Origin of the sequence: Microbacterium sp. J1-1 (assembly GCF_024498615.1) — a bacterium.
GTDB classification, from domain to species: domain Bacteria; phylum Actinomycetota; class Actinomycetes; order Actinomycetales; family Microbacteriaceae; genus Microbacterium; species Microbacterium aurugineum.
Genome location: NZ_CP089590.1, coordinates 809,048 through 820,832 on the forward strand (window position 1 = coordinate 809,048; position 11,785 = coordinate 820,832).

Genomic DNA, 11,785 nt, shown 5'->3' on the forward strand with positions numbered 1-11,785 from the left:
TCACGGAATCCCGCACCGAGCGGGCCGAGGAATAGGCTGGATGCCGTGACCAGTGCATTCGTCTCCGACCTCTTCGACCCGGCCGAATGGGTGCTCGCGCCCGGGGCCGAGAGCTACACCGACATCACTGCGCACGTCTCGCACGACGGCGGAGTCGCACGCATCGCCTTCAACCGTCCGGAGGTGCGCAACGCGTTCCGCCCGCACACCGTCGACGAGCTCTACCGTGCCCTCGACATCGCCAGGCAGGATGCCCGCATCGGCGCGGTACTGCTCACCGGAAACGGCCCGAGCCCGAAAGACGGCGGCTGGGCGTTCTGCTCCGGTGGCGACCAGCGCATCCGCGGTCGTGACGGCTACAAGTACTCGGACGCCGAGACAGCGGTCGTCGACGGTGCGAGCCGTGCCGCGGTCGGTCGTCTGCACATCCTCGAGGTGCAGCGCCTCATCCGCTTCATGCCCAAGGTCGTCATCGCCGTCGTCCCCGGGTGGGCAGCCGGAGGCGGGCACTCGCTGCACGTGGTCTGCGACCTCACGATCGCATCCGCGGAGGAGGCCCGCTTCAAGCAGACGGACGCCGATGTCGGCAGCTTCGACGCCGGCTACGGGTCTGCGTACATGGCCCGCCAGACCGGTCAGAAGTTCGCGCGTGAGGTGTTCTTCCTCGCCGAGGAGTACTCCGCGCAGCGCGCGTACGAGATGGGCGCCGTGAACCGTGTGGTCCCGCACGCCGAACTCGAACGCGAAGCGCTGAAGATGGCCCGCACCGTGCTCACGAAATCGCCCACGGCGATCCGCATGCTGAAGTTCGCCTTCAATGCCGTCGACGACGGTCTGGTGGGACAGCAGGTGTTCGCCGGGGAGGCGACCCGCCTGGCCTATGGCACCGATGAAGCCGTCGAGGGCCGCGACTCGTTCCTCGAGAAGCGCGATCCCGACTGGTCTTCCTTCCCCTGGCACTACTGAGCCGGAGAGCAGCATGGTCGCACTGATCCCGACGGATGCCGAAGACCCGGCACAGCTGCGGGATGCCCTGGAGCGCGCGTTCGACGGCGGCCCCGCCCTGGGACTCGGGATGGTCGCCGGAGCGCCCGAGGGGGTGGCCGACGGCATCGCGGCCGTCATCGCGACGTCCGGGTCGAGCGGGATCCCGAAGCGAGTCGCGCTCAGCGGTGAGGCGTTGCGGGCGAGCGCCGAGGCCACCGCGGCGCGGATCGGCAGCGGACGCTGGCTGCTCGCCCTCCCCGCCGGCTATGTCGCGGGGCTGCAGGTGCTCGTGCGTTCGATCCTCGCCGGCACCCAGCCGACGCGGATCGAAGGCCGCTTCTCGCCGGAGTCCTTCGCTCAGGCGACCTTCGAGATGATGCGCCCTTCGTCGCCGTCGGGCATCCCCGACCTCTACACCTCGCTGGTCCCGGCCCAGGTCGCGACGCTGCTCGATGCGGCGGAGGACACGGCGGTCCGTGCCGCGCTCACGGCGTATCGAGCGATCCTCGTCGGTGGGCAGGCGCTCCCGGAGCCCCTCCGCGAGCGGGCGGCCGACCTCGGAGTGCGTCTGGTGCGCACCTACGGCTCGACGGAGACCAGCGGCGGTTGCGTCTACGACGGTGTGCCGCTCGACACCGTGGGGGTGCGCGTGGTCGACGGCGAGCTGCGCCTCGCGGGTCCCATGCTCGCCGAAGGGTACCTCGGCGACGGGTCGCTGACGGCCCGGACGTTCGTCCACGACGAGCACGGGATCCGCTGGTACCGCACCGGCGACCTGGGCCTGGTGGAGGACGGGATCGTGCGCGTGCAGGGCAGAGCGGACAATGTGATCGTCTCGGGCGGGATCAACATCTCGCTCGATCGGGTGGAGCGCATCGTCCGTCGGATCGCGGGACTTCACGAGGCCGTCGTGGTCGGCGTGGAAGACGAGCGCTGGGGGGAGGCCTCGGTGATCGTCGCAGTCCGCGGCGAGGTCCTGCGGCGCAGCGAGTCCGAGCAACTCGCCCACGCGCGCGACGCCGTCGAAGACGAGCTCGGCAGACACGCACGTCCGGCCCGTCTGATCCTCGTGGACGAGATCGACGTCCTCCCGTCCGGGAAGCCCGACCGCGAGGCGATCCGGCGCGCCGTCGTCGAGTTGCACTGAGTGTCGCTGCCCTGCGCTCTGCCAGACTGAACCGCATGGCCTCGTACACGCATGGACATCATGAATCCGTCCTCCGCTCGCACAACACGCGCGACATCGCGAACTCCGCGGCCTACCTTCGTCCGCACCTCACCGCTGCGACGCGGCTTCTCGACGTCGGGGCGGGGCCGGGCACCATCACCGCCGACTTCGCCGGGATCGTCGCCCACGTCACCGCGACCGAGATCGATGAGAACGCACTGTCCCTGTCGCGCGAGCTCGCCGGCGAGCGGGGCCTGACGAACCTCGCCTTCTCGATCGAGGACGTGCACGCCCTGAGCTTCCCCGATGCCTCCTTCGACGTCGTGCACGCGCACCAGGTGCTGCAGCATGTCGGCGACCCGGTGCAGGCGCTACGGGAGATGCGCCGAGTGACCGCTCCGGGTGGCATCGTCGCCGCTCGCGATGCGGACTACGCGGGCTTCATCTGGTTCCCGATCCTGCCCGAACTCGACCGCTGGCTGACGCTGTACCAGGCAGCCGCGCGGGCGAACGGCGGGGAGCCCGATGCCGGACGACGTCTGTTGGCCTGGGCGCGCGCCGCGGGCTTCGAAGAGGTCACGGCGACGGCGTCCACCTGGTGCTACGCCTCTCCGTCCGAGCGTGCCTGGTGGGGCGGGATGTGGGCCGACCGCATCCTCGAGTCGGCACTCGCACGGCAGCTCGTTGACAGCGACCTGGCGACGCGGGCCGAGCTGCAGGAGATCAGCGATGCCTGGAAGCGCTGGGCCGATGACGGCGACGGCTGGTACCTCGTGCCGCACGGAGAGATCATCGCCCGCGTCTGACGAGCCGGGGATACATCCTGCGACGGATGCCCGCGCCCAGACCCTCGCGTAGCGTGGGGGAGTGATCCGCCCCCTGTCCCGCACGGCGCTGATCCTCGACATCGTCGGGGCGGCGCTGCTCTTCCTCATCTTCGTCCCGATGTCGATCGTGTTCTACGGTCCGGGCACCGGGAACAGCGCGCTCGGGGGCGCGGCGGTCGTGGCCGTGGTCTTCGCCGCCGTCCTGATGTTCGGCGGTGTCGCGATCGGGCGACTCGCGCCCGGGCTCGCCCTCGCCGCGGCGTGGGCGGGCGCGATCCTCCAGATGCTGGCCGGATTCGGGCCGGTGCCGATCGACATCGCGATCCTGCTCGTGCTCTACGCCACGGCGGCCTGGGGAACTCGGCGTGTGCTCTGGTGGGGGTTCGGGTCCGCGCTTCTGGGCGGCCTCATCGCCGCGCTGTACATGGTGGTCGTCAACGGTGTCGCCTTCGGCACAAGCAGCGGCTGGGAGAAGGTGACGACGGGCACACTTCTGCTGGTGATCTCGGTCATGGCCCTCGGCTTCGCCTGGGTGTGCGGGTTGCTGTGGCGGGTCGTGCTGCGCGCGCGGCGCACCCGTGCGGCGCAGCTGCAGGCCGAATCGCTCGCCATCGAGGAGCAGGAGCGGGTGCGCATCGCGCGGGACATGCACGACATCGTCGCCCACTCCCTGGCCGTCGTCATCGCGCAGGCGGACGGTGCACGGTATGCGGCAGCGGCGAAACCCGAGATGGCGACCGAGGCACTCGGCACGATCGCGCAGACCGCGCGCGGAGCCTTGAGTGATGTGCGGATGCTGCTCACGCAGCTCCGACACCGGCAGGGCGACGGTCCGCAACCGACCCTCGCCGACCTCGAAGCCCTGTTCGCGCAGGTCCGGCAGGCGGGGATCGAGCCGCGGGTCACGGTCGATCCCATGCCCCCGGGGGAGCCGCCCGGGGCCATCCAGCTCGCGGTGTACCGCATCCTGCAGGAGGCGCTCACGAACGCGATCCGGCACGGCGACGGCGCGGTCGACGTCCACCTCGCGTGGCTCGCGGACCGTGTCGACGTCGACGTGCGCAACACGGTGTCGCGCGACGCTGCCGTCGGTGTCGGGGGCCACGGCGTGATCGGGATGCGGGAGCGGGCGCAGCTCGTCGGCGGTAGTCTGCAAGCCGAGCGTCGAGGGGCGCAGTTCGTCGTCCATGCCACGCTTCCGATCGGAGCCGCCGAATGATCAGAGTCGTGCTCGTCGACGACCAGGCGCTGTTCCGTGCCGGTATCCGCATGCTCGTGGCTTCGCAGCCCGATCTCGAAGTGGTCGGCGAGGCGGGCGACGGGCGGGAGGCTCTCGAGGTCGTGCGGGCGACGCGGCCGGACGTGGTGCTGATGGACATCCGGATGCCGGTCATGGACGGGCTCACCGCGACGGCCGAGATCCTCACCCGTCCGGAGCCTCCGCGCGTCGTCATGCTCACCACGTTCGACCTCGACGAGGCCGCCGCCCGGGCGATCCGGCAGGGTGCGAGCGGCTTCCTGCTCAAGGACGCCGATCCTGAGTTCCTGCTCGCCGCGATCCGCACGGTGCACTCCGGATCGAGCGTGATCGCGGCCGCGGCGACGCGCGACCTGTTCGCGCACTTCGCGGAAGCGCCGCGCCCGGTGCCTCCGCAGTACGACACGCTCACCGACCGCGAGAAAGAGATCTTCGCGCTCGCGGCACGCGGCTTGTCGAACGCCGAGATCGCCGGCCGGGAATACCTCAGCGAGGCGACGGTGAAGACGCACATCAGCCGCATCCTCAACAAGCTCGTGCTGCGCGACCGGGTGCAGCTCGTGGTCTTCGCGTTCGAGCACGGCCTCGCCTGACCGTCGGTCGAGCACGGATCATCCTTGCGATGTACGCGGATGATCCGCCCGGGCGATGACCCGCAGGCAGCGGCCGAAATAGCGTCGGAGGCATGGAGATCACGACCACCGACATGGGGCTCGCCGCCCGCGTCCAGCACCTGAAGAAGACCTACGGCTCGGGCGAGGGCACCGTCCGTGCGCTCGACGATGTCAGCGTGGGCATCCGCCGCGGACAGTTCACCGCGATCATGGGGCCCTCCGGCTCGGGGAAGTCCACCCTGATGCACATCATGGCGGGGCTCGACAGCCCCACGGAGGGCCGTGCGTGGATCGGCGACACCGAGATCACCGGGCTCGGTGACATCGACCTCACCATCCTGCGCCGCCGTCGCGTGGGCTTCATCTTCCAGGCGTTCAACCTCGTCCCCACGCTCGACGCGCGCGCCAACATCATGCTGCCGTTCGAGCTCGACGGCCGGCGTCCGAGTGCGATCGAACGCGCCAGGATCGACGGTCTCATCGAGAGCCTCGGCCTCGGCTCGCGCTTGAACCACCGGCCCCATCAGTTGTCGGGCGGGCAGCAGCAGCGGGTCGCGATCGCCCGCGCTCTCGCCACCGCGCCCGACCTCGTGTTCGCGGATGAGCCCACCGGGAACCTCGACTCGAAGACAGGCCGAGAGGTGTTGCGTCTGCTCGCCACGGCGAGCCGGGAGCACGGGCAGTCCATCGCGATGGTCACGCATGACGCGATCGCCGCGAGTCACGCCGACCGCGTGCTGTACCTCGGAGACGGCCGCATCGTCGCGGACCACCCTCGGCAGACCGCGGAGGAGATCTCCGCGTACATGCTCGCCGCGGAGGTGGCCGCGTGACCGCCGTCGCGTCGGTCGTCCCCGAGAGTCGGGCGACCGGACCGCGTCTGGCGTGGCTGCGTGATCGCGGTATGGGCGCCAGCATCCTGGTGGCTGCACTGTCGGCCGCGTTCGGGGTGCTCCTCGTGGAGATCACCGCATACATCGGCGCCGTGTTGCAGGCCGACCCGTTCATCGGCGACAGCGGGACGCTCGCGTTCGTCGTCGCGCTCCTGTCGGTGCTGCTGACGGTGGTCGCGATGTATGTCGCGGCGATCGTCACGGCGAACACCTTCTCGACGATCATCGCCGGGCGCACCCGGCAGATCGCTCTCCTCCGTCTGATCGGAGCGACGGCGCGCTCGCAGCGGGCCGAGGTGGGCACGCAGGGCCTCGTGGTCGGGCTGATCGGTGCGGGACTCGGCCTTCTGGCCGGACTCGTGCTGGCGGCGATCGGGGTCCAGGTCGGCGCCCGGTTCCTCGACAACGTCCCGACCTCCTTCTCTCTCGCGCAGCCGTTCGTGGCGCTTCCGGCGGTCGGCGTGGCGCTCACCACCTGGGCCGCAGCCTGGGCCGGCTCGCGACGGGTGCTCTCGGTGACCCCGCTGCAGGCCCTCGGCGGCGCCGTGGAACGCACGCACGAGGAGGTCTCGGGTACGAAGGGACGACACATCGGCGCGTGGATCCTGCTCCTCACCGGTGCGGCACTGCTGGCCGGTGGGGTGGTGGTCGGCCTCATGACGCCCCTCGGCGTCGTGGTCGCCTTCTTCGGTGGGGTGCTCTCGTTCACCGGCCTGGCCCTCGGTTCCGTGCTGTTCATGCCGCCCGTGCTGCGGTTGGTGGGGCGGATGTTCGGGTCGAGTGCCACCGCGCGACTCGCCGCCGAGAACGCACTGCGGTATCCGGAGCGCTCGTCGCGGATGGCGATCGGCGTGGTGATGGGGGTGACCCTGGTGACGATGTTCGCCGTCGCGCTCGAGTCCGCGAAGCGTCTGATGATGAGCCAGGTCACGGGAGAGGTCCCCGACGAGTTCTTCGCCCCGATGGACGCCTTCGCCGCGATCATGATGGTGCTCGTGGCCGTCTCCGCCGTGATCGCCGCTGTCGGCCTTGTGAACCTGCTCACGATCGGTGTCGTGCAGCGCCGTCGCGAACTCGGTCTGCTGCGCTCGATCGGTCTGTCCAACGGGCAGGTGCGGCGGATGGTCCTCTTGGAGGCGACGCACATCACCGTCGCGGCGACGCTGACTGGACTCGTGCTGGGCATCGTGTACGGCTGGATCGCCGCGCAGTCGCTCCTGGGATCCGTCCCGACCCTGCCCGACTTCGTCCCCGCCGGCCTCGTGGCACCGCAGATCCCGTGGATCCCGGTGGTGATCATCGTCGCCTCCACGGCCGTGCTCACCCTCGTGGCCGCGGCGACGCCCACCCGCCTGGCGACGCGGGTGGCTCCGGTGGAGGCGCTCGCGGCGGACTGACGCCTCTAGGCTGGTCGGATGCCGTCGCCGTTCGATCAGTCCACGTATCAGGTTCGTCTCGAGTGGGGCACCGCGGGCCTCGCCCGCCTCGCCCCCACTGACATCGTGGTGGTCGTGGATGTGCTGCGGTTCTCCTCCACAGTCATCGATGCGGTGGTGTCCGGCACGGAGGTCGTGCTGGCGGAGGCGGAGCGCTGGTCGCGGAACGGCGCGGCAGTGGCCGCGGCGGCAGCACCGGATGCGACCGTGCTGATCGGCGGTGTTCGCAACGCCTCTGCCGTGGCACGTGCGGTGCAGACGCTCCAGGAGCGGCGGCAGGCGCGCACCTCGGTCGCGATCATCGCCGCGGGGGAGGCCGATGCGCAGGGAACGCTGCGGTTCGCGGTCGAGGACCAGCTCGGCGCGGGGGCGATCGTCCTGGCCCTCTCGGATCGCGGCATCGATCACACGGCCCCGGATGCGGCGGTCGCTGCCGAGGGGTTCCGTGCCCTGCGAGGCGCCCTGCGGCACATGATCGGCGCGAGCGGGTCAGGGCGCGAGCTCGCCGGGGGCGTCGAGGCGACCACCCGCATCGAGGCAGCCGGTCTGGTGCCGACGTCGACGACGGACGCTGCCGCGCTCGACGCGGTCGACGTCGTCCCGGTGCTGCGGGCGGGGGCGTTCGTCCCGTTCGCCTGATCCCCCGGCGCGGACTCGTGCGGCGAGGGAGGCTCCGGTTCGGCTCAGGGCACGTAGGGTCGTGGCATGAGGTACCTCCCTGCCGTCATCGTCGACATCGTGCTCGTGCTGGTCTTCGCTGTGATCGGCCGGGCCTCGCATGATGAGAACCCCGCCGGGTTCCTGCTCACCGCCTGGCCCTTCCTGATCGCGGTGCTCCTCGGGCATCTCCTCGCCGCTCTGCTCCCGGGGAGGCCGCGCCGCCCGTGGTCCGTCCTGTGGGGCGTGGTCGTGTGGATCGTGACGGTCGCAGGCGGAATGCTCATCCGCGTGCTCAGCGGTGACACCGCCGAGGTGCCGTTCATCATCGTCGCGACGCTGGTCCTCGGCGCGTTCCTCGTCGGCTGGCGCGGGATCGCGGCGTTGCTTCGCCGCCGACGTGGCGCCGCCCCTCACCACGACCTCGCGGACTCGACCGAGCAGGGTGACCCAGGCGACCCGGTCACCTGAGTCGCGGTCAGCGCGGCATCTGCGCGGCGAGACGCACGTCGGACGAGATCTCGCGCCGCGTCCAGGCGAACAGGTGTCGGGCGTCGTAGGTGCGCGAACAACGCGCGCATGATGTGGGGCGGGTCGGTCGGCGGTGGCGGTACGTCACGTGACCCGCGGGACAGCTTCCCACCCAGGGGGCGAGCTCGATGGCGGTCTCTCCGTGGTGCGTCGTGCCGCCGACGTATCCGAGGTCGCGCGCGACGCGCTTCCACGCCGGTCCGTGCGCCGCCGCGTGACCGGCGAGAGCGTGCGCGACCTCGTGCAGCAGCACCTGGTGGATCTCGTCGTCATCGAACCGCGCGGCCAGATAGCGCGAGACCGTGATGCGCTGTTTCGTGTAGTCGCACTGCCCGGCACGGCGCTTGGCATTGTCGAAGCCGAAGGACCAGCTGTCATCGAGATGCAGCGTGATCAGTGCTTCGCCCCAGACGCGCACACGGTCGAGTTCCGCCATGCGATCAGGGTAAGCCATGCGACCGACATCGCGGTCGCGGGAGGACTCAGCCCGCGATGAGCTGTGAGGGACGATGCCGCTCGGCCGCTTCGATCGCGAGCAGCGCGGTCTCCAGTTCGCTGTCCTGTGCACCGGACTCACGACGCAGGAACAGCGACTGCTTGAAGCTCTCCCGGGCAGTCTCGAAGTCCCCGGCGTCGTAGGCGTTCTTGCCGTGGTGCTGATACGCGAAGGCCGCGATCGACAGCCACCGTTGTCCCTCGGCCTCGGTCGCGCAGGTCGCCAGCTCCTGTTCGGCAGCAGCATGCGCCCCCCGATACTGCAGGATCGTCGCGTGCAGCACGCGAGCGCGGAGCACGTCCTTGCGGGTGCCGGCCATGCGCGCCTGGCGGACCGTCTCGTCGGCCAGCGCGAGCGCCTCATCCAGGCGGTCGAGCACTTTCAACAGCCAGACCCGCTCCAGCAGTGCGGGCAGGCTCCGCTGCCCCTCGATCTCCGCGAGACGGGTCGCGCACTCGTCGAGATCGACCACCTCGCGGAGGGTCTCCTGGTCGTATCCCCGGATGAAACTCATTGCTCTCCTTCCGCAGCGTCCCCGTCCAGTCTGCCTTCCGGTCGCGGGGTCGTCCCGGCGGCGCGCCCTGGTCGCCGCATCCGGCGTCGTCGCTGTGCCGGATCGGCCGGCTCAGCGCAAGAACAGCGAGGCGTCGGGACGCGGTGAGGCGACGGCATCCGCATCCGTGACGATGCGGGCGCCCTGGGTGAACGTCTCGACCTCGGCGCCTTGGGCGATCTTCGCGGGGTGGGGGCCGGCGGCGAGAATCCGCGGCAGCCATTCCGTCGGCAGGGGAGCGGCGGACGCCGCGATCACGAGGTTCCCGAATCGTCTGCCCTTGAGCACCTGGGTGTCGGCGAGCACGGCGACCTCCGGGAGGACCTCCGCGATCGTCGCCGTCTGGCGCCGGGCGAAGGCGAGGCCGGGACCGTCGGCGACGTTGACGAGGAGCACGCCGCCGGGAGCCAGCAGCTCCGCGAGCTCGCGGTAGAACTCGACGCTGGTGAGGTGCGCGGGCGTCTGTGCTCCCGAGTAGACGTCGGAGACGACGAGGTCGCAGTTCGTCCGCAGTGCGTTCGGAAGCTTCGTGACGCCCGCCCGCGCATCGCCGATCCTGATCCGGATGGAGGCGCCCTTCGGCAGCGGGAGGTGCTCCCGGACCAGCTGTGCCAGCGGAGCCTCCAACTCGATGATCTGCTGGCGGGAGCCGGGGCGCGTCGCTTCGATGTAGCGGGGAATCGTCATCGCGCCGGCGCCGAGGTGCACGGCGGTCAGCGGGCCTGCGGCGAGCTGGTCGATCACCGCCCCCATGCGCACGATGTACTCGAAGTGCAGGTGCGTCGGGTCGTCGAGGTCGACGTGCGACTGCGGGGTGCCGTCGACGATCAGCTCGAAGCCCGTGGTGAACTCCGACGGCATGACACCGGCGATGCTCCCATGATCGAGTCGGGCCTGCGGGTGCTCGGTGTCGCGCGATCTCGTCCGGCCCATGGGCACGAGCCTACGCTCCGGGGAGGGGCTCAGCGCAGCTTGCCGTTGGCGCACGTCTCCTGCTCGACCGTCTGGCCGGAGATGGCCGGGTCGAGCGTGGCACGCGGCGAGGGTGTCCCGGTGGGGGGCGTCTCGGTCGCCGGTGCCTCCGGATCGGTTCCCGGCGCGGGGTCGACGAGCTCGACGCCGCCGTTGTTGCTGGCCTTGCCCGTCAGCTGCACCGACTGGCCGGCCTTCAGCGCATCCCAGATCGTCGCGGCAGCCTCGCGGTTGGGGATGACGCGGTCGGAATCGTCCGGGTCCTCGAACACGGGATACTGCACGAAGACGAACTCGGAGAACGGCACATCCTTGATGGAGAGGGCGAGCTGCGCCAGACGCACCGGGTTGGCCAGCTGGTCGCTCGGGTCGATGTTGTCGACGACGGTGTTGGCGAGGCCGAGCACCTTGCCGGGGTCGGTGAGGACCTCGTCGCTCATGATCTTCTTCACCAGGCGCGACATGTACTGCTGCTGGTTCGACACCCTCGCCATGTCGCTCTCGTCGCCGACGCCGTGCCGCGTGCGGATGAACTGGAGGGCTTCGTAGCCGGAGACGGTGCGGGGGCCCGGCGCCCAGTCGAGAGCGGTGTGGCTGTCTCGGATGCCGTCGCCGCCGATGCACACCTCGACGCCGCCGATCGCATCGGTCACCTCCATCACGCCGTCGAAATCGATCTTGGCGGCGAAGGGGATCTCCATGCCCGTGAGCTCGGTCACCGTCTTCGCCACGCAGGACAGTCCGGCCCGCTGGAAGATCGAGTTGATCTGCGTCTTGCTCGTGGCCGAGGCGACGGATCCATCGGGCAGGGTGCACTCCGGCGTCTCGAGCATCAGATCGCGGGGGAGCGAGATCGCCGTGACCTTGCGTGGTTCCGCCGACACGTGCACGAGCAGGTTCACGTCGTTGAGGATTCCGCCGTCAGCCTCGGAGCAGCGCTCACCCAGCAGGCCCGTCGACACCGCACCGCACTCGTCGGTCCCGATGATGAGCATGCTGAACTCGCCGGGGTAGGCACTGATCGACGGCGGCTCGACCTCCGGCGCACCCTCCAGCGTGACGGCACCGTCGTTGAATCGGTTGAAGTAGTCGGTCACGACGAAAGCGGCGACGGCGATCGCGGAGACGAGCACGACGCCCAGCGTGATCCCGGCGATCTTCAGGAAACCTCTGGCGGGCCCGGGAGAGGGGAGCGTCGCGTGGCGGGCGACCGTCGAACGGTCCTTGTCAGGAGTGCGGCGAACCATCCGGGGAGCCTACCGGGGGAAGCTGATGTTACGGCCACATGACGATTGTGGGAGCAACTTGCAGGGAATTAGTTAGTCGTGGATACTTTTTCCTAACCCCCGGTGAGTACCCGATGCTTTCCAGGACTTTCAAAGAGGAGATCCCC

At 70.0% G+C, this 11,785-nt stretch carries 13 protein-coding genes; 9 read left to right on the forward strand and 4 right to left on the reverse strand.

The genetic code is table 11. The annotated features are described in order from the left end of the window. Positions 1 to 45: 45 nt before the first annotated feature. The 9 genes from LRQ07_RS03825 to LRQ07_RS03865 all read left to right on the forward strand — a co-directional run bounded on the left by LRQ07_RS03825 (position 46) and on the right by LRQ07_RS03865 (position 8,311). Positions 46 to 966 carry a 1,4-dihydroxy-2-naphthoyl-CoA synthase gene (locus tag LRQ07_RS03825; protein WP_131491783.1) on the forward strand — a complete coding sequence of 307 codons (921 nt, stop codon included), beginning with the start codon at positions 46 to 48 and terminating at the stop codon, positions 964 to 966. 13 nt (positions 967 to 979) lie between these two features. Then, complete coding sequence (locus LRQ07_RS03830; protein WP_256535882.1) at positions 980 to 2,134, forward strand: AMP-binding protein; 1,155 nt, start codon at positions 980 to 982, stop codon at positions 2,132 to 2,134. Positions 2,135 to 2,169: 35 nt separating this feature from the next. Continuing rightward, positions 2,170 to 2,961, forward strand: coding sequence for a class I SAM-dependent methyltransferase (locus LRQ07_RS03835; RefSeq protein ID WP_232762502.1), 792 nt, complete (start codon positions 2,170 to 2,172; stop codon positions 2,959 to 2,961). A gap of 61 nt (positions 2,962 to 3,022) precedes the next feature. Beyond that, positions 3,023 to 4,201 (forward strand): sensor histidine kinase, encoded by a 1,179-nt coding sequence (locus LRQ07_RS03840; protein ID WP_232762501.1) that lies wholly within the window; start codon positions 3,023 to 3,025, stop codon positions 4,199 to 4,201. After that, positions 4,198 to 4,833: a response regulator gene (locus LRQ07_RS03845; RefSeq protein ID WP_256535883.1), complete on the forward strand. Its 636-nt coding sequence runs from the start codon at positions 4,198 to 4,200 to the stop codon at positions 4,831 to 4,833. The genes LRQ07_RS03840 and LRQ07_RS03845 overlap by 4 nt, the downstream gene beginning before the upstream one ends. A gap of 92 nt (positions 4,834 to 4,925) precedes the next feature. Further along, positions 4,926 to 5,687, forward strand: a complete 762-nt coding sequence (locus LRQ07_RS03850; protein WP_248539769.1) for an ABC transporter ATP-binding protein — start codon at positions 4,926 to 4,928, stop codon at positions 5,685 to 5,687. After that, positions 5,684 to 7,144: an ABC transporter permease gene (locus LRQ07_RS03855; protein ID WP_256535884.1), complete on the forward strand. Its 1,461-nt coding sequence runs from the start codon at positions 5,684 to 5,686 to the stop codon at positions 7,142 to 7,144. Before LRQ07_RS03850 ends, LRQ07_RS03855 begins: the two co-directional genes overlap by 4 nt. Before the next feature lie 18 nt (positions 7,145 to 7,162). Further along, the gene (locus LRQ07_RS03860; protein ID WP_256535885.1) at positions 7,163 to 7,822 is read left to right on the forward strand and encodes a 2-phosphosulfolactate phosphatase; all 660 of its coding nucleotides are present in this window, start codon (positions 7,163 to 7,165) and stop codon (positions 7,820 to 7,822) included. A 66-nt stretch (positions 7,823 to 7,888) separates the two neighbouring features. After that, a complete protein-coding gene (locus LRQ07_RS03865) occupies positions 7,889 to 8,311 on the forward strand; it encodes a DUF3054 domain-containing protein (protein WP_232762498.1) in 423 nt (140 codons plus the stop codon). Positions 8,312 to 8,318: 7 nt separating this feature from the next. Here the strand turns inward: LRQ07_RS03865 and LRQ07_RS03870 are convergent, their stop codons facing one another. From LRQ07_RS03870 to LRQ07_RS03885, 4 genes are all read right to left on the reverse strand, one after another. After that, positions 8,319 to 8,807 (reverse strand): SprT-like domain-containing protein, encoded by a 489-nt coding sequence (locus LRQ07_RS03870; RefSeq protein WP_256535886.1) that lies wholly within the window; start codon positions 8,805 to 8,807, stop codon positions 8,319 to 8,321. 46 nt (positions 8,808 to 8,853) lie between these two features. Beyond that, a complete protein-coding gene (locus LRQ07_RS03875) occupies positions 8,854 to 9,381 on the reverse strand; it encodes a hypothetical protein (protein WP_047520763.1) in 528 nt (175 codons plus the stop codon). 111 nt (positions 9,382 to 9,492) lie between these two features. Continuing rightward, positions 9,493 to 10,353, reverse strand: a complete 861-nt coding sequence (locus LRQ07_RS03880) for a spermidine synthase (protein WP_256535887.1) — start codon at positions 10,351 to 10,353, stop codon at positions 9,493 to 9,495. 29 nt (positions 10,354 to 10,382) lie between these two features. Continuing rightward, positions 10,383 to 11,639 (reverse strand): LCP family protein, encoded by a 1,257-nt coding sequence (locus LRQ07_RS03885; protein WP_232762496.1) that lies wholly within the window; start codon positions 11,637 to 11,639, stop codon positions 10,383 to 10,385. Between the last annotated feature and the right edge of the window lie 146 nt (positions 11,640 to 11,785).

What these genes read in the sequence shown, in the direction of transcription:
- LRQ07_RS03830 (WP_256535882.1), top strand. Translation starts at nt 980, where the DNA reads ATGGTCGCACTGATCCCGACGGATGCCGAAGACCCGGCACAGCTGCGG.
- LRQ07_RS03835 (WP_232762502.1), top strand. Translation starts at nt 2,170, where the DNA reads ATGGCCTCGTACACGCATGGACATCATGAATCCGTCCTCCGCTCGCAC.
- LRQ07_RS03845 (WP_256535883.1), top strand. Translation starts at nt 4,198, where the DNA reads ATGATCAGAGTCGTGCTCGTCGACGACCAGGCGCTGTTCCGTGCCGGT.
- LRQ07_RS03850 (WP_248539769.1), top strand. Translation starts at nt 4,926, where the DNA reads ATGGAGATCACGACCACCGACATGGGGCTCGCCGCCCGCGTCCAGCAC.
- LRQ07_RS03860 (WP_256535885.1), top strand. Translation starts at nt 7,163, where the DNA reads ATGCCGTCGCCGTTCGATCAGTCCACGTATCAGGTTCGTCTCGAGTGG.
- LRQ07_RS03865 (WP_232762498.1), top strand. Translation starts at nt 7,889, where the DNA reads ATGAGGTACCTCCCTGCCGTCATCGTCGACATCGTGCTCGTGCTGGTC.
- LRQ07_RS03870 (WP_256535886.1), bottom strand. Translation starts at nt 8,807, where the DNA reads ATGGCGGAACTCGACCGTGTGCGCGTCTGGGGCGAAGCACTGATCACG.
- LRQ07_RS03875 (WP_047520763.1), bottom strand. Translation starts at nt 9,381, where the DNA reads ATGAGTTTCATCCGGGGATACGACCAGGAGACCCTCCGCGAGGTGGTC.
- LRQ07_RS03880 (WP_256535887.1), bottom strand. Translation starts at nt 10,353, where the DNA reads ATGGGCCGGACGAGATCGCGCGACACCGAGCACCCGCAGGCCCGACTC.
- LRQ07_RS03885 (WP_232762496.1), bottom strand. Translation starts at nt 11,639, where the DNA reads ATGGTTCGCCGCACTCCTGACAAGGACCGTTCGACGGTCGCCCGCCAC.